Annotated in this window: 11 protein-coding genes; 7 read left to right on the top strand and 4 right to left on the bottom strand. The window is 69.8% G+C overall.

What is annotated here, in order from left to right; genetic code table 11:
* Positions 1-3: 3 nt before the first annotated feature.
* A complete protein-coding gene (locus AB0C30_RS06595; RefSeq protein ID WP_357940335.1) occupies positions 4-894 on the top strand; it encodes a sugar kinase in 891 nt (296 codons plus the stop codon).
* An 86-nt stretch (positions 895-980) separates the two neighbouring features.
* Positions 981-3,758 carry an ABC transporter substrate-binding protein gene (locus tag AB0C30_RS06590; protein WP_357940333.1) on the top strand — a complete coding sequence of 926 codons (2,778 nt, stop codon included), beginning with the start codon at positions 981-983 and terminating at the stop codon, positions 3,756-3,758.
* Here the strand turns inward: AB0C30_RS06590 and AB0C30_RS06585 are convergent.
* A complete protein-coding gene (locus AB0C30_RS06585; RefSeq protein ID WP_357940331.1) occupies positions 3,751-5,838 on the bottom strand; it encodes a RecQ family ATP-dependent DNA helicase in 2,088 nt (695 codons plus the stop codon). The two genes, AB0C30_RS06590 and AB0C30_RS06585, sit on opposite strands and share 8 nt — an antisense overlap.
* Before the next feature lie 261 nt (positions 5,839-6,099).
* Entirely contained in the window at positions 6,100-6,915 is an 816-nt protein-coding gene (locus AB0C30_RS06580) for a TauD/TfdA family dioxygenase (protein WP_357940329.1), read from the bottom strand.
* Between the two features lie 127 nt (positions 6,916-7,042).
* Here AB0C30_RS06580 and AB0C30_RS06575 point away from each other — a divergent pair, with 127 nt between their 5' ends.
* Together AB0C30_RS06575 and AB0C30_RS06570 are read left to right on the top strand one after the other, a co-directional pair.
* The gene (locus AB0C30_RS06575; RefSeq protein WP_357940327.1) at positions 7,043-9,544 is read left to right on the top strand and encodes a DNA topoisomerase IV subunit A; all 2,502 of its coding nucleotides are present in this window, start codon (positions 7,043-7,045) and stop codon (positions 9,542-9,544) included.
* Between the two features lie 125 nt (positions 9,545-9,669).
* On the top strand, positions 9,670-12,717 hold the full coding sequence (locus AB0C30_RS06570; RefSeq protein ID WP_357940325.1) for a glycoside hydrolase family 3 N-terminal domain-containing protein: 3,048 nt from the start codon (positions 9,670-9,672) through the stop codon (positions 12,715-12,717).
* Between the two features lie 73 nt (positions 12,718-12,790).
* On the opposite strand, the gene AB0C30_RS06565 is transcribed toward AB0C30_RS06570, so the two are convergent.
* Positions 12,791-13,168 (bottom strand): VOC family protein, encoded by a 378-nt coding sequence (locus AB0C30_RS06565; RefSeq protein ID WP_357940323.1) that lies wholly within the window; start codon positions 13,166-13,168, stop codon positions 12,791-12,793.
* 72 nt (positions 13,169-13,240) lie between these two features.
* Here AB0C30_RS06565 and AB0C30_RS06560 point away from each other — a divergent pair, with 72 nt between their 5' ends.
* The gene (locus tag AB0C30_RS06560; RefSeq protein ID WP_357940321.1) at positions 13,241-13,804 is read left to right on the top strand and encodes a thioredoxin family protein; all 564 of its coding nucleotides are present in this window, start codon (positions 13,241-13,243) and stop codon (positions 13,802-13,804) included.
* Positions 13,805-13,898: 94 nt separating this feature from the next.
* Here the strand turns inward: AB0C30_RS06560 and AB0C30_RS06555 are convergent, their stop codons facing one another.
* Positions 13,899-14,210, bottom strand: coding sequence for a hypothetical protein (locus AB0C30_RS06555; RefSeq protein ID WP_357940319.1), 312 nt, complete (start codon positions 14,208-14,210; stop codon positions 13,899-13,901).
* 153 nt (positions 14,211-14,363) lie between these two features.
* On the opposite strand from AB0C30_RS06555, the gene AB0C30_RS06550 reads away from it, so the two are divergent.
* Together AB0C30_RS06550 and AB0C30_RS06545 are read left to right on the top strand one after the other, a co-directional pair.
* Positions 14,364-14,861 carry a carbonic anhydrase gene (locus tag AB0C30_RS06550; protein WP_357940317.1) on the top strand — a complete coding sequence of 166 codons (498 nt, stop codon included), beginning with the start codon at positions 14,364-14,366 and terminating at the stop codon, positions 14,859-14,861.
* 290 nt (positions 14,862-15,151) lie between these two features.
* A complete protein-coding gene (locus AB0C30_RS06545; protein ID WP_357940315.1) occupies positions 15,152-16,534 on the top strand; it encodes a DNRLRE domain-containing protein in 1,383 nt (460 codons plus the stop codon).
* Positions 16,535-16,630: the final 96 nt, after the last annotated feature.

Genomic DNA, 16,630 nt, shown 5'->3' with positions numbered 1-16,630 from the left:
ATCATGACGCGGGTCGTCGTGGTGGGCGATCTCATGACCGACGCGGTCGCTCGCGCCCGTTATGCGCTCGCCAGGGCGAGCGACACTCCGGCGATCGTGACGATGCACGGCGGTGGATCAGGGGCGAACATCGCTTCCTGGCTGGCCGTCGAGGGTGCCGAGGTGGCCTTCATCGGCCGCCGGGGCGCCGACATCACCGGTCGCAACCGTGACATGGAGCTGATGGGTTACGGGGTCGACGCCCGGCTTGTCATGGATCCTGAGCGGCCGACCGGCACCTGCGTGGTGCTCGTCACGCACAAGGGTGAGCGGACCATGCTCTCCGACCCGGGCGCCAACGCGGCGCTCTCGCCGGAGGATCTGCCGCGCGACCTGTTCGGCGGCGGTCATCTGCATCTGTCCGGCTACACCCTGATCAACGAGGGGTCCCGCGACGCGGGGCTGGCCGCGCTCGATATGGCTCGCCGGTCCGGGATGTCCATCTCGGTCGACTGCTCGTCGTCCGCGCCGTTGGAGCGTACGGGGGCGGAGCCGTTCCTCGAGTGGACCAACGGGGTCAAGCTGCTGTTCGCCAACGTCGATCAGGCGAAGGTGCTGACCGGCCGCGACGATCCCGAGGCCGCGGCCAAGGTGCTCACCGCCTGGTTCCCGCAGGTCGTGATCAAAATGAACGACGAGGGAGCGCTCTGGTTCGGCAACAGCCGATCCGAGCCGGTCCGGGTCGACGCCGAGCCGGTCGAGCGGATCGTCGACGGCACGGGAGCGGGCGACGCGTTCTGCGCCGGGTTCCTGCCGCCGTGGCTGGAGGGCAAGCCGCCGTCCGAGGCGCTGACGGCCGGCTGCCACCTGGCGGCACAGGCGATTGTTCATCTGGGAGCGCGCCCGCGCCTCTAGTGCGATCTTTCCGGCGCCCTTTATCGTAAGAATCCTTATCGTAAGTTTTATCGCAAGAGCCCTCGATAAGGACGATAAGGAGCCGGATGCTGGGCGTGCGTCCGTTACGGCCAGGCGACCCCGTGTCGGTTGGCTCCTATCAGGTCACCGGGTTCCTCGGCGAGGGCGGCCAGGGCAGCGTCTATCTGGGGACCTCCCCGAGCGGCGAGCGGGTGGCGATCAAGCTGCTGCACGCCAGGTTCGCCGATGATGAGCAGGCCGTACGACGCTTCCGGCGCGAGGCTGAGGCCGCCCGGCGGGTGGCGGAGTTCTGTACGGCTCGGGTGCTCGAGGTGGGTGCCGTCAACGACCAGCCGTACATCGTCGGCGAGTACGTGGACGGCCCGTCGCTGCAGCGCCAGGTGTCCGGGGACGGCCCGCTGCGGGGCCAGGCACTGGTACGGCTGGCCATCGCGACCGCCACCGCGCTGGCCGCGATCCACCGGGCCGGGGTGATGCACCGCGACTTCAAGCCGAGCAACGTGCTGCTGGCTCCCGACGGGCCCCGGGTGATCGACTTCGGCATCGCGCGGGCGCTGGACGTGAGCCAGAGCCTGACGACCAGCGTGGTGGGCACGCCCGCGTACATGGCGCCGGAGCAGTTCCACGGCGAGCCGTCACCGGCCAGCGACGTGTTCGCGTGGGCCGGGACGATGGTGTACGCGGCCACGGGGCACAGCGCGTTCGGGTTCGGGGCGCTGCCGGTGGTGATGCACCGGATCCTGAGCATGGATCCGGACCTTTCGGGAGTGCCAGAGCCGCTCGGAGCGCTGCTGTGGACGGCGCTGGGCAAGGATCCCCGGCGGCGGCCGACGGCGGAGCAGGTGCTGGGAGAACTCATCCGGACGAGCGCCCCTCCTCCTCCGCCACCGGCCACCGCCTACCCACAGGCCGCACCACCTGCGGCGGCGTACCCAGGGGCCGCACCCCCGGCCGGGCCGCACGGGAGTTCCGGGCCACAGGCGCCTGGTGGGCTTCGCTGGGAATCCGGGCCTCAGGTGCCTGGGCCGTACCCGCGACCCACGGATCCCGGTGGTGTCACGCCCGTGACCGCGCCCGGCGTCCGGCGGCGCGGTGTGCTGGTGTCCGTGGGGGCGGTGGCCACGGCGCTCGTGGTGGGCCTCGCGGCGTGGATCTTCATCCGCAACCTCCCCGGGACGGGACCGAATGGCGGGCCGACGACCCCGGCCACGACGGCGCCCACCGGCTTCGACGCGGCCGTCGCGGCAGTCGCCAACCCGTCCGCCAAGACCGGCGGCACGCTCCACCTGGCCTCGGCCTACAGCCTGGACTCCTCCGATCCGGGCAACACCTACTACCCCGACGCCATGAACGCCATCCGCCTCTACGGCCGGTCGCTGACGATGTTCAAGCCCGTCCCCGGTCAGGCCGGCACCCAGCTCGTTCCCGACCTGGCCGAGTCCCTGGGGCAGGCGAGCGACGGCGGGAAGACGTGGACCTACCGGCTGCGCGACGGCGTGAAGTTCCAGGACGGCACGCCGATCACCGCGGCGGACGTGAAGTACGCGGTGCTGCGGAGCATGGACAAGGTCACCTTGAGCAATGGCCCCACCTACTTCGACACCATGCTCGACCTGCCCGCCGGTTACCAGGGACCGTACAAGTCGCCCGACGCGAACACGGACTCGGCCATCCAGACGCCGGACGACCGCACGATCGTGTTCCATCTCAAGCAGCCGTACGGGGCCTTCGACAACCTCGCCCAGCTGCCCGAGACCGTCCCCGTACCCAAGGCCAAGGACACCGCCGCCAAGTATCGGTACGCGGTGATCTCGTCGGGACCGTACAAGTTCGAGAGCGCGACGGACAACAAGATCGTCCTGGTCCGCAACCCGAACTGGGACCCCGCGACCGACCCGAACCGCAAGGCCCTCCCGGACCGGTACGAGCTCCAATTCGAGCTGGCCGCAGCCGACGCGAGCGCCAAACTGCTGATCGGCCAGGCGGAGGTCAGCTCGCCGATCGCGACCTTGGACTCGACCAAGATCTACGACAATCCCGCGTACAAGAGCCGCGCCGACGCCCCCGTCGGCTCCCGGATCCGCTATCTGGCGATCGATCCGCAGGTACCGCCGTTCGACAAGGTCGACTGCCGCCGCGCGGTGATCCGCGCCCTGGACCTGTCGACGATCAACCGGGCCGTCGTCGGCGGGCTGAACCAGGGCGGCCAGATACCGACCTCGCTCGTGCCGCCGCTGATCCCCGGCACGCACGCGCCCCTGCCGGGCCTCACCGCCTCGGGCGACACGACCGCCGCCAAGGAGTCACTCGCCGCCTGCGGCAAACCCACCGGGTTCAGCACCACCTACATCTACCGTGACACCTTCGGGGAGTCCGCCGCCGCGCAGGCCGTGCAGGCGTCACTGGCCAAGATCGGCATCAAGGTGCAGCTGCGGGGCTACCCGATCGCGGACTTCCACGCGAAGTACGGGGGTAATCCCGAATATCTCAAGAAGGCGGGTGTCGGCCTGATCGCCAGGGCGTGGGCGCCTGACTGGCCGGATGTGGAGACGTTCGTCTCCCCGCTGGCCGACAGCAGGGAGATCCTGGAGAAGGGTAACTCGATCAACGTGAACGTCCGCCTGCCCGCGCTCGACGCCCTCATCGACACGGCCAAGCGCGAACTCGACGCCACCACGCGCGCCCGGCGCTGGACCGAGGTCGAGCAGAAGATCGCCGACGAGGCCGTGCTGGTGCCGCTCTCCTGGGAGCGGTCACTACTCGTACGCGGCCTGAAGGCGACCAACGTGCACGTCAGCCCGGTCTACGGCGGCTATGACCTGGTGACAATGGGCGTCAGCTGACCGTCGCCAGGGCCAGCGGCAGCACGGCCGGGGCGCCCGCGTGGCGGACGAGCGCGGCGGCGAGCGTCATCGTCCAGCCGGTGTCGATGCGGTCGTCGATCAGCAGGACCGGACCGCCGCACGCCGCCACGGCGGCGCCGACCTCCTTCGGCATGGCCAGCGTCGTCCTCACCGCCTGAACCCGCTTGGCGCTGTTGAACTGCTTGCCCGGCGAGCCGTCGCGATAGCCGAGCTCGCCCAGGTAGGTCAGCCGCCCGACCTGCGCCAGCCGCTCGGCGAAGCCGCGCACGAGCAGGGGCCGCGACGTGGACGGCACGTTGACCACGGCGACGGGCCGCTCCCGCCAGTCCCACGCGGACAGTACCTGGATCACGGCCTTGAACATGTCGTCGGCCATCGGCCCGTCGGCGCCGTTGAACAGCTCGCGCAGCCGGTTGCCCCAGCCGATGTCGGTGAGCCGCCCGAGCGCCCGGCCCGGCTCGGCGCCGAGCTCAGGCTTGATGCGGCCGGACAGGTCGGCCAGGCCGGTCGGCCACTGCCTGCGCGCGTCGATCTCGACGCCTGGCCTGGTCAGCCGCTCGCGGGCGCCCGCCACGGCCTGCTCGGCGATCTGCGGCGAGCGGTGCTCCCCGGTGCAGTTGTCGCATCTGCCGCACGGGCCGGCCGTCTCGTCGTCGAGGTGGCCGCGCAGGTAGCGTTCGCGGCATTCGGTCGTGGTCAGGTAGCCGAGCATGGCCTCCTGCTCGGCCTTGCGCTCGCCGGCGATGCGGGCGTAGCGCTCGGCGTCGTAGTCCCACGACTCACCGGTCGCCTCCCAGCCACCCTTGACCCTGCGGACGGCACCGTCGACGTCGAGAACCTTGAGCATCATCTCCAGCCGACTCCGGCTGAGATCGACGGCCGACTCCAGCGCGGGGGTGGAGAGCACGCCTCGCTCTTCGAGCGCCTGGAGCGTGGCTCGCACCACCGGCTCGGGCGGGAACGCCAGCGAGGTGAAATAGGCCCAGATGTCGCGGTCTTCGGTGCCGGGCAGCAGGATCACCTCGGCGCGTTCGACACCGCGTCCGGCCCGGCCGACCTGCTGGTAGTAGGCGACGGGCGACTGCGGCGCGCCCACGTGGACGACGAACCCGAGATCGGGCTTGTCGAAGCCCATCCCGAGCGCGCTCGTCGCCACCAGCGCCTTGATCTTGTTGTTGAGCAGCGCCTCCTCGGCGGCCAGCCGCTCGGCGGGATCGGTCTGCCCGGAGTAGGAGGCCACCTCATATCCCTGGTCACGCAGGTATCCGGCGATCTCGTGGGCCGCGGCAACGGTCAGCGTGTAGACGATCCCGGAGCCGGGCAGCTCGCGCAGCGCCTGGGACAGCCACGCCAGCCGCTGCTCGGCGGTCGGCAGCCGCACCACGCTCAGGTGCAGGCTCTCCCGCTCCAGCGGCCCCCGCAGGACCAGCGTGCCCTCACCCATCTGCTCGGCCACGTCCCGCGTGACCCGCGCGTTGGCGGTGGCGGTGGTGGCGAGCACCGGGATGCCCGGCGGCAGCTCGTTGAAGAGCGTGGCCAGTCTGCGGTAGTCGGGCCGGAAGTCGTGGCCCCAGTCGGAAATGCAGTGCGCCTCGTCGACCACGACCAGGCCGGCGCTCTCGGCCAGCTCGGGCAGCACGTTGTCGCGGAAGTCGGGGTTGTTGAGCCGCTCGGGGCTGACGAGCAGCACGTCGATCTCCCCGTCGGCCACCTGCCCGTAGATCTCCTCCCACGCCTCGGGGTTGGCCGAGTTGATGGTGACGGCCCGGATCCCGGCCCGCTCGGCGGCGGCGATCTGGTTGCGCATCAGGGCGAGCAGCGGCGAGACGATGACGGTGGGCCCGTCGCCGAGCTCGCGCAGCAGGGCGGTGGCCACGAAGTAGACGGCCGACTTGCCCCAGCCGGTGCGCTGGACGACGAGGCACCGCCGCCGGTCGATGACCAGCGCCTCGATGGCGGCCCACTGGTCATCGCGCAGCCGAGCGTGCTCACCGGCGAGCGCTCGCAACCGGGTCTCGGCCTCTTCACGCAGCATCTCGGCGTCTGGGGCGTCAATCATGAAGTCCTTGTTACCAGCTCCCACCGACCATTGGCGCCCATTGGTACGGTCCGGACAACCCCTTTCCATCCGTTACGGCAAGCCACACCCACCGCCACCCGCCGCACATGGCTGAGGGCCTCCAGGAAAACGCCCGCTGACCCCGCACAGGGCCGGGCGCCGTTACGTGCGCATTCTTGGCCGGTGGCGGCCAGTGGTTCAGCCGGTGGTTCCCCAGCGGCTCGGCCGGTGGGGCGGCTTGCCGTAACGAAAGGCGACGGTTTATTGGTGTTCTGGGAAGGCGTTGATGGTCACGCGGTGCATGCGGCGGCGCTCCGTGTAGTCGGCGACCGCATAGTGCTGCGTCGGGCGGTTGTCCCAGAAGGCCAGTGTGCCCGGACGCCAGCGAAGCCTGAGCTGATACTCCGGCGACCGTATGTGGTCGATCAGCATAGGCAGCAGCGCCTCGTTCTCCCGGTCGGACAGCCCCACCAGCCGGGTCGTGGACGCCCGGTTGACGAACAGCGCCTTGCGGCCGGTCTCGGGGTGTACCCGTACCACGGGGCGTTCGAGCGGCGGCCACTTCGCCTGGACCTCCGCCAGGTCGAACGGATGCCCCTTGGAGATGGCCTTCTTCATCGACATCGTGATGTCGTGCACCGCCGTGAGCTCGTCGCAGAGCCGCTGCAGCGGCGGGGACAGCGTCTCATAGGCCAGGTACGTGTTGGCCCAGCACGTGTCGCCGCCCACGCTCGGCAGCTGGACGCAGCGCAGCAGCGACCCCATCGGCGGCGTCGGCTCGAAGGTGTTGTCGCTGTGCCATTCGTCGCCACCCTCCCCCTTGGGGTCGGTCTGGTCGAGTACGTGGATCGGGCTGGCGCTGTCCTTCTTGAAGGCCGGATGGTTGAGCGTGCCGAAGTTCAGGGCGAACTGCAGGTGCTGCTCGTCGTCGATTTCCGCGTCCCGGAAGAACAGCACGAGGTACTTGAGCCAACCGGCCCGCAGGGTCTCCACCTGTTCCTGGGACAGCGGCTTGCGCAGGTCCACGCCTGTCACCTCGGCGCCGATGTGCTTGGTCACGGGATGGAATTCGATCATGACGCCTCCGGAAGCGAGTCTGCCGCCTTCATTTCCGAACGTAAGCCCCAAGCAATTGCTTGGTCAAGCGCACTATTACGGACCGGCGCGGCCGATGCGTCGCGGGCACTCAACTTTCTTCGGCACAATGTTCGACATGGCCCGACGTACGACTGCACCCCCACCCGAGGACTTCGAGGAGCGGATCGTCGACATCGACGTCTCCTCGGAAATGCGCGCAAGCTATCTCGAGTACGCCTACTCGGTGATCTATCAGCGCGCGCTGCCCGACGCGCGCGACGGTCTCAAGCCCGTGCAGCGGCGCATCCTCTATTCGATGAGCGAGATGGGCCTGCGTCCCGAACGCGGCCACGTCAAGTGCTCGCGGGTGGTCGGCGACGTGATGGGCAAGCTCCACCCGCACGGCGACGGCGCGATCTACGACGCCCTCGTCCGGCTGGCGCAGCCGTTCTCGATGCGCCTGCCCCTGGCCGACGGCCACGGCAACTTCGGCTCCCCCGACGACTCGCCGGCCGCCATGCGTTACACCGAGGCCAGGCTGGCCCCGGCGGCCATGCTGATGGTCGAGTCGCTCGACGAGGACACCGTCGACTTCAAGCCCAACTACGACGGGCAGGAGACCGAGCCCACGGTCATGCCGTCGGCGTTCCCCAACCTGCTGGTCAACGGCACGACCGGCATCGCGGTCGGCATGGCCACCAACATGGCGCCGCACAACCTCGCCGAGATCGTGGCCGCCGCCCGTCACCTGATCAAGAAGCCCGACGCGGGGCTCGACGAGCTCATGCGCTTCGTGCCCGGCCCCGACCTGCCCACGGGCGCCTCGATCATCGGTTTGCAGGGCATCCGCGACGCCTACGAGAGCGGCCGCGGCACCTTCCGCATGCGGGCCAAGTGCAGGGTCGACCAGATCACGCCGCGCCGCAAGGGCCTCGTCGTCACCGAGCTGCCCTACAACGTCGGCCCCGAGCGGGTCGTCGCCAAGATCAAAGAGCTGGTCACCAGCAAGAAGCTGCAGGGCATCGCCGACCTCAAGGACCTCACCGACCGGCACAAGGGCCTGCACCTGGTCATCGAGATCAAGAACGGCTTCATCCCCGAGGCCGTGCTGGAGGAGCTCTACCGGCTGACGCCGATGGAGGAGACCTTCGGCATCAACAACGTGGCGCTAGTCGACGGCGAGCCGCGCACGCTGGGCCTGCGTGAGCTGCTGCGCGTCTACGTGGAACACCGGCTCGAGGTCGTGCGCCGCCGCTCGGAGTTCCGCCGCCGCAAGCGCGAGGAGCGCCTGCACCTGGTCGACGGCCTCATCATCGCGCTGCTCAACATCGACGAGGTCATCCAGGTCATCCGCACCTCCGACGACTCGGCGCAGGCGCGCGCCCGGTTGATGGAGGTCTTCGACCTGAGCGACATCCAGGCCGCCTACATCCTCGACACGCCGCTGCGCCGCCTGACCCGCTTCGACAAGCTGGAGCTCGACCGCGAGAAGCAGACGCTCTCCGACGAGATCGCCGAGCTGACCGGGATCCTGTCCTCGGACGCCCGCCTGCGCCAGGTGGTCTCGGGCGAGCTGGCCGACGTGGCCAAGAAATACGGCACGCCGCGCCGTACGGTCCTGCTGGAGGCGTCGGGCGTGACCCGCACGGCGGCGGTGGACCTGCAGGTGGCCGACGACCCGTGCCTGGCGATGCTCTCCTCCACCGGGCTGCTGGCCCGCACCTCCGACGCCTCGCCGCTGTCGGGCGGCGACGAGCGATCCGCGCACGACGTGCTGGTCTCCGTGGTCCGCACCTCCGCCAGAGGCGAGGTCGGCGTGGTGACGTCGGCGGGCCGGTTGATCCGCGTCGCGGTGGTCGATCTGCCCACGCTGCCGCCCTCCGCCAACCCGCCGTCGCTGTCGGGCGGCCATCCCGTCTCCGAGTTCGTCGCGCTCGAACCGGACGAGACGGTCGTCGGGCTCGGTTCGCTCGACCCCGACGGTCCCGGCCTGGCCGTGGGCACCGCGCAGGGCGTGGTCAAGCGGGTGGTCCCCGACTATCCGGCCAACCGCGACGACTTCGAGGTGATCACCCTCAAGGAGGGCGACACCGTGGTGGGCGCCGTGGAGCTCGAATCCGAGGAGCACGACCTGGTGTTCGTCTCCTCCGACGCGCAACTGCTACGTTTCCCGGCCTCGCAGGTACGCCCGCAGGGACGTCCGGCGGGCGGCATGGCGGGCATCCGGCTCGACGACGCGGCCCGGGTCATCTGGTTCGGCGTGGTCGATCCGTCGCGTCCGTCCCAGGTGGTGACGGTGGCGGGCTCGTCCACCGCCCTGCCGGGGACCCAGGTCGGGGGCGGCAAGGTGTCGGACTACGCGGAGTTCCCCGCCAAGGGGCGGGCCACCGGCGGAGTACGGGCCCAGCGCTTCCTCAAGGGCGAAGACGTGCTGCTGCTGGCCTGGGCGGGGCCCGCGCCGGCCAAGGCGGTGTCCTCGGTGGGCAAGCCGGTGCCGCTGCCGGACGAGATCGGGCGCCGCGACGGCTCGGGCGTCCGCCTCACCAACACCATCGGGGCCGTCGGCGGCGCCCTGGCGGCAGGCCCGGCCGACGACTCGGCCGAACCCGCTCAGCCGGAAGACGACTAACGTGCGGGCCGCCCGGCCTAGGACAGCCGGGCGGCATCACACAGGTTGACGGGGGTTGTTATAAATCGCTCCCGTGACACGATCCCCTCTAGGAGAGAGCGCTCTCTCTGCTCTTGGGAGGATCCATGTTCCGATTAAGGACCCCGCTGTGGGCGGCGGTGGCCCTGGTGGCCGCGCTGGTCACCGCACCCCCGGCTCAGGCCGCCGCGGAGCCGCTGACCGTCACCGACTTCGAGGCCACGACCCTGCCCGCGGGCGTCTCCGCCTGGGGCAACGACGCCGCCTCGACCCCGGCCCTGACCGTCGAGCCCGACGCGACCCGGCCCGGCGCCCCCGCGACCAACCGGGTACTCAAAGCGGTCTACAACGTGAGCCAGTGGGGCGGCTGGTCCCACGACCTGACGACCGCCCAGGACTGGTCCGCCTACGAAGGGTTCTCCTTCTGGGTCAAGGGCACCGGATCCGGGCAGAAGGTGTTCTTCGAGATCAAGGACGGCGGCGGCGGAGCGGGCAGCTCTGAGCTGTTCGAGTCGTCCTTCACCGATGACACGGCCGGATGGCGGCAGGTGCAGGTGCCGTTCTCCGGCTTCACCCGCCGCGGCGACTACCAGCCGGGCGGCGCCCCCACCGACGGACAGCTCGACCTGGTCGCCATGTGGGGCTACTCGATGCGGCTCCCGGCCGCCTCCGGCACGCTGCTCTGGGACGATGTGCAGGTCTACGGCACGGCCCCGCCCCGGCCCGTACGCCTGGCCACGGACAAGCCGGTCTATCCGGTGAACGAGAAGGGCACGGCCGAGGTACGCGTCTCGGTCACCACCGCCACCGGCGGCCCGCTCCCCGCCGACCTGGCCGTCGGCTACCGCACCGGCACCGGCACGGCCACCCCCGGCCAGGACTACACGCCGGTCGAGGGCACGCTGACCTTCCCCGCGGGCACCGCCTCGGGCTCGGCCAAGGCGTTCACGGTCAAGACGCTGGCCGACGGCGCGGCCGAGGTCGCCGAGACCATCCCGATCGAGCTGTCCGGCACGGGCACCCGGCCCCCGGCCGAGGCTCCGGCCATCGTGATCAACGCGCACGGCCTGCCGTACCTCGACGCTCGTAAGCCCGTCAAGCAGCGGGTCACCGACCTGCTCGGCCGGATGAGCACCGAGGAGAAGGTCGGCCAGATGACGCAGGCCGAACGCGGCGCGCTCGGCTCGCAGAACGACATCGCCACCTACCTGCTCGGCTCGCTGCTGTCGGGCGGCGGCTCCACCCCGGCGACCAACACGCCGAAGGCGTGGGCCGACATGATCGACGGCTTCCAGCTGCGCGCCCAGCAGACGCGGCTGCAGATCCCGCTGATCTACGGCGTCGACGCGGTTCACGGGCACAACAACGTGGTCGGTGCGACGATCTTCCCGCACAACGTCGGCCTCGGCGCCACGCGCGACGTCGGCCTGGTCGAGCAGGCGGGCAAGGTCACGGCGAAGGAGGTCAAGGCCACGGGCATTCCGTGGGACTTCGCGCCGTGCCTGTGCGTATCACGGGACGACCGGTGGGGACGCGCCTACGAGTCGTTCGGCGAGGACCCGGCACTGGTCTCGCGGCTGACCACGATCATCGACGGTCTTCAGGACAACGGGGTGCTGGCCACGGCCAAGCACTACGTCGGCGACGGCGGCACCACGTACGGCTCCTCGACCGGCGACTACAAGATCGACCAGGGCGTCACCCAGCTCACCAGGGAACAGCTGGCGGCCATCCACCTGGCGCCCTTCGCCGAAGCGGTCAAGCGGGGCGTGGGCAGCGTCATGCCGTCGTTCTCCAGCGTCGACTTCGGCCAGGGGCCGCTCAAGATGCACGCGCACAAGGAGCTGATCACCGACGTGCTCAAGGGCCGGCTCGGCTTCAAGGGCTTCGTGATCAGCGACTGGCAGGCCATCGACCAGATCCCCGGCGACTACCCGAGCGACGTGCGTACCTCGATCAACGCCGGGCTCGACATGATCATGGTGCCGTACGCGTATCCGCTGTTCACGAGCACGCTCAAGGCCGAGATCGCGGCCGGAGGGGTGCCCATGGCGCGGATCGACGACGCGGTCTCCAGGATCCTGACGCAGAAGTTCCGGCTCGGCCTGTTCGAGCACCCGTACGCCGACCGTTCCGGCATCGGCGACGTCGGCTCGGCCGCCCACCGCGCGGTGGCCCGCACGGCCGCCGCGAAGTCGCAGGTGCTGCTGAAGAACGAGGACCGGCTGCTGCCGCTGCGCCGCGACGCCAAGGTGTACGTCGCCGGATCCAACGCCGACGACCTCGGCAACCAGAGCGGCGGCTGGACGATCACCTGGCAGGGCTCGTCCGGGCCCATCACGCAGGGCACCACGATCCTGTCGGCGATCCGTGGCCGGGCGGCCTCCGTCACCTACTCGGCCGACGCCTCCGCGCCGCTGACCGGGCATGACGTGGGTGTCGTGGTGGTGGGAGAGAAACCGTACGCCGAGGGCCAGGGCGACGTGGGCGTCAACGGGCACACGCTCGACCTGTCGGCCGGCGACCGGGCCGCGATCGACCGGGTGTGCGGGGCGATGAAGTGCGCCGTGCTGGTCGTCTCCGGCCGCCCGCTGCTGCTGGGCGACCTGTCCAAGGTCAAGGCGCTGGTGGCGTCGTGGCTGCCGGGCACCGAGGGCGCCGGCGTGGCCGACCCACTGTTCGGGGCCGTGCCGTACACGGGGCGGCTGCCCTTCACCTGGTTCCGTACGGCGGAGCAGGTGCCGATCAACGTGGGCGACGCGACCTACGACCCGCTTTACCCGTACGGCTGGGGGCTGCGCACCGACCGGGCCCGCGACCGGCTCAAGGCGGCCTACGACCGGCTCTCCGGCGGTGACGGAGCCTCCAGGGCGGCTTCGGCGGCGCTGCTGGTGGCGCTGCTGGGCAACAACTGGCACGCCGACGGCTCCGTGCGGCAGACCCGCGTCGTGCTGGGGGCGATCGGCACGGCGGCGGCGCTGCTCGACCGTTCGAAGACGGACGCGTACGCGCAGGACGACGCCGTCGTCTCGGTGGCCAGGGACATCGCCCAGGCCACCGGCGGACGGCCCGACCTGCAGGCGTCGGCCGACCATGAGCTGGCGGCCGGCAACGTACACAAGGCGGTGGAACTGCTGACACAGGCGGCCCGCTGACATAAGGCGGTGGGCTGCTGACGCAAGGACCGGCTTCTGGCGCCAGCACGCCAGAAGCCGGTCCACTCGTCTGTCAGACGTCCCTGCAGAGGCAGAACGTGTGGCCTGCCGGGTCGAGGAAGACGCGGAAGGAGTCGTCATCGCTCGGCTGGTGCTCGTGCTTGGTGGCGCCGATCTCCAGCACCTGGGCCTCGGCCTTGTCCATGTCGCTGACCGTCACGTCGATGTGCATCTGCTGGGGATGCTCCGCACTGGGCCAGACCGGCGGCCGGTAGTCGTCGACGGCCTGGAAGGCCACCCGCGCGGGCGGGCCTCCATTGGTGACAACGGCCCACTCCTCGTCGGACCCCTCCAGGATGGGCCAGCCGAGCAACCGCGAATAGAACTGGGCCAGCTCCATCGGATGGGCACAATCGAGGACCGTGGTCCGGAACTCCGCGATGCCGTTCATTACTTACCTCCGAGACTCTCATACCGATGACCACCGACGGTTTCGTCGGGGCCAACAGCGACAATGGATGCCATGGCTGCCAACTCGTTCATGGTCCCACTCGGTTCTCCAGCGCCCGATTTCCATCTGACCGCGATCCACGGCGGCAGCGTCTCGCTCGCGGATCTCAAGGATTCGCCCGCCATCCTCGTGGCGTTCCTGTCGAACCACTGCCCCTACGTACGGCACATCGAGCGCGGCCTCAGCACCCTGGCCACCGACTACGGCCCCAGACTGTCGATGGTCGCCATCTGCAGCAACGACAGCGTGAACTACCCCGATGACGACCCGACACACCTGGCCGAGCAGGCGGCGCGGGCGGGCTTCCCGTTCCCCTATCTGCTCGACGAGACGCAGGAGACGGCCAAGGCGTATCGGGCGGCGTGCACGCCTGACTTCTTCCTGTACGACGCGTCGTTCCGGCTGGCGTACCGCGGCGAGTTCGACGATGCCCGGCCCGGTAATTCCGTACCGGTGACGGGGGCCTCGTTGCGCGCGGCGATCGACGCCCTGTTGGCGGGCGACCCGGTGAGCGAGGAGCAGAACCCGTCACTCGGCTGCGGCATCAAGTGGAAGCCAGGCAACGCGCCCGCCTGACCACTGCCAGATGTCAGGCGCGGGTGGCGGTGGAAGCCAGGTGAGCACGCCGGCCTGACCCCTGCCGGACGTCGGCGGAAGTGGTGATGGGACGTCAGGCGGAGGTCGCGATGGCGGCCGGCAGGGCGAGCAGGAGTTCGTGGGGCTCGCCCTGCCAGCCCCGGATCAGCCGGAAGCCGGCCTCTCCGGGGTCGAAGTCGTCACAACCCAGCGGCCCGAAGCAGCCTGCCTGGTCGAGCAGCACGATGAGCGGGTCGTCGTCGGGCAGGCCGCCCGCGTAGGCGGCCGCGTCGAGGAGCGCCAGCGCGCACCTCGCGTTGAGGCCGTCGTCTCGGGTCTCCACACGGTCGAGGCGGCGCCAGGCATGGGTACGCAGGTACGCGGCGAGCGATTCGGACCTACTCACGACAACCTTCTTCGATCACACATGGGGCTGTTCATACGTTGGGCTACGACATCATCACGCAAAGTGAGTGTCGCGCGTGGGACCTTGGGCAACTTCCGCCGTGTCGCCACCCCGGGAACCGCTACGAAACGGACGTGAGGAATCATCTGTCACATGAGCCAGTTCGATGACCTGATTTCCGCCAATGCGAAATATGCTGCTAAATTCCGGAATTCCGAACTGACCGGCCGGGCCGCTCGCGGACTCGGCGTCGTGACCTGCATGGACTCCCGCATCGACCCCCTTGGCCTGCTGGGCCTGAAGGCGGGCGACGCCAAGATCCTGCGGAACGCGGGCGCGCGCGTGACGGACGACGTCCTGCGCACCCTCGTCCTGGCCGTCTACCTGCTCGGCGTAGAACGCGTCCTGGTGATGCCCCACACCGACTGCGGCATGTCCAAGGTCACCGACACCGATGTGTACGAGCTCACCCAGCGGCACGGGGTCGACACCCGCAGTCTGGAGTTCCACACCGTCCCCGACCAGGACGCGGCCCTGCGCCATGACCTGACGCGGATCCGCTCCTCGCCCTTCCTGCCGCCGGGCCTGCCGGTGAGCGGCGCGATCTATGACGTGCACACGGGCAAACTGCTGCCGGTCGACCTGGTATGACTCTCCGCCTAACCCGATAACTCTACGTTTTGTGAGAAATATCGCACCAAAGCGATCCCCCACTTTGCCGTGCTGTTACCTGTGATATCCCTGTGACCCGTCGGCGATCTTGTCGCCGCGACAGAAACGGGGATGTCATGTCAACGATCAATCCGGCACCGCCTAACGATCGGTGATCGTCGCCGGGGGTCAGTCCCCCGCCCGACGCCCTGAAGTCAGCGCATTCGCGCGCTACTCCACACCCATCGATCGTTAGGACATTGATTTTGCGTAAGTCTCTCAACCGTTCCATGGGCCGCCTGGCCCTCGGGCTCAGCGCCGTGACCGTGCTCACCGCCGCCACGGCCATCCCGGCTTCGGCCGCTCTGGCCGCCACCGGCCAGAGCGCGGAGGACGTCGCGTCGGCCCAGGCCGCCGCCGACGGCAAGCCCGTACCCGTGCCGAGCCTGTCGGACGAGTCCAGCACCACCGTCGCCAACCCCGACGGCAGCTTCACCGCGACCATCACCTCGGGCCCGTCCCAGGTGCAGCAGAACGGCCAGTGGGTGCCCATCGACACCTCACTCGTCGCCGACGGCGCGGTACTGAAGCCGCGTGCCTCACGTGCCCAGGTCGAGGTCTCCAACGGCGGCGAGGGCACGCTGGCGAAGATGACCGACGACAACGGCCGCGTGTTCTCGCTCAAGTGGCCGACCGCGCTGCCCAAGCCGGTCGTCAAGGCGAACGTCGCCACCTTCACCGACGCGGCGGGCCCGGGGGCCGACCTCGTCGTCACTGTCCTGCCGACGGGATTCCGTCACGACGTCGTTCTGCGCGAGAAGCCCTCCGGTCCGCTGGAGCTCCGCATTCCCGTACAGACCGAAGGCGTCGATCTGTCCGAGTCGGCCGACGGCCGCCTTCTCCTCACCAGTACGGCCGGCGACAAGGTGATCGCCGCCGGGCCGCAGCCGGTCATGTGGGACTCGAAGGGTCACGGCAAGCCCCGCGGCGACTCGCTCTCGAAGATCGACACCACGGTCGAGACGCAGAACGGCACCAAGGTCCTCGTGCTCAAGCCGGACGCCAAGTTCCTGGCGGACCCGGCGCGCGTCTACCCGGTGACCGTCGACCCGGTGATCACGCTGCCGAGCGTGACGGACACCGACGTCGCCACCTCCTGGGCCTCGCACCCCGGTGACCCGATGATCATCGCGGGCACGATGCCCTGGGAGAACGGCCAGGGCGGCGACGTCATGCGCAGCCTGGTCAAGTTCGACACCCACAAGCTGACCGGCAAGCGGGTCATCTTCGCCAACATGGCGATGTGGAACCTGGAGACGAACGCCTGCGGCCTCCGCGTAGGTTCCGGCCTCACCGCCCAGCGGATCACCAGCTCGTGGGACGAGACCGACCTGAACTGGGACAACAAGCCCACCACCACCACAGAGGGCCAGGCGACGAACCGCGCGGGCCGCGGCCGCACCTGGACCGCACCGTGCGCCGGGGGCGCCGGCTACCTGTCGTGGCCGGTGACCACCATGGCCAAGGCGTGGGCCTCGGGCGCCGCCAACTACGGCGTACAGCTGAAGGGCGCCGACGAGACGGAGGCCACCAACTGGCGCGCCTTCGCCGCGTCGGAGAACAAGGACGAGGGCGTCAAGCCCCCGACCCTGACGGTCATCTACTGGCGCTGACCATCACCTGAAACCCCGAAGGGGGCCGGGCTCCCCCCGGCCCCCTTCGGCATGTCCGAACGAACTCGGCGCGTGGGGACACGCTCGTCCTCCGGA

It is taken from the genome of Nonomuraea sp. NPDC048901 (assembly GCF_040649695.1).
Lineage (GTDB): Bacteria > Actinomycetota > Actinomycetes > Streptosporangiales > Streptosporangiaceae > Nonomuraea.
Note: the sequence above shows the minus strand (reverse complement) of the source record. Positions and strands in the feature narration are given on the sequence as shown.

Excerpts from the sequence above, each read along its gene's own strand:
- AB0C30_RS06550 (WP_357940317.1), top strand. The coding sequence starts at position 14,364 with ATGAGCCAGTTCGATGACCTGATTTCCGCCAATGCGAAATATGCTGCT.
- AB0C30_RS06590 (WP_357940333.1), top strand. The coding sequence starts at position 981 with ATGCTGGGCGTGCGTCCGTTACGGCCAGGCGACCCCGTGTCGGTTGGC.
- AB0C30_RS06565 (WP_357940323.1), bottom strand. The coding sequence starts at position 13,168 with ATGAACGGCATCGCGGAGTTCCGGACCACGGTCCTCGATTGTGCCCAT.
- AB0C30_RS06580 (WP_357940329.1), bottom strand. The coding sequence starts at position 6,915 with ATGATCGAATTCCATCCCGTGACCAAGCACATCGGCGCCGAGGTGACA.
- AB0C30_RS06595 (WP_357940335.1), top strand. The coding sequence starts at position 4 with ATGACGCGGGTCGTCGTGGTGGGCGATCTCATGACCGACGCGGTCGCT.
- AB0C30_RS06545 (WP_357940315.1), top strand. The coding sequence starts at position 15,152 with ATGGGCCGCCTGGCCCTCGGGCTCAGCGCCGTGACCGTGCTCACCGCC.
- AB0C30_RS06585 (WP_357940331.1), bottom strand. The coding sequence starts at position 5,838 with ATGATTGACGCCCCAGACGCCGAGATGCTGCGTGAAGAGGCCGAGACC.
- AB0C30_RS06570 (WP_357940325.1), top strand. The coding sequence starts at position 9,670 with ATGTTCCGATTAAGGACCCCGCTGTGGGCGGCGGTGGCCCTGGTGGCC.
- AB0C30_RS06560 (WP_357940321.1), top strand. The coding sequence starts at position 13,241 with ATGGCTGCCAACTCGTTCATGGTCCCACTCGGTTCTCCAGCGCCCGAT.
- AB0C30_RS06575 (WP_357940327.1), top strand. The coding sequence starts at position 7,043 with ATGTTCGACATGGCCCGACGTACGACTGCACCCCCACCCGAGGACTTC.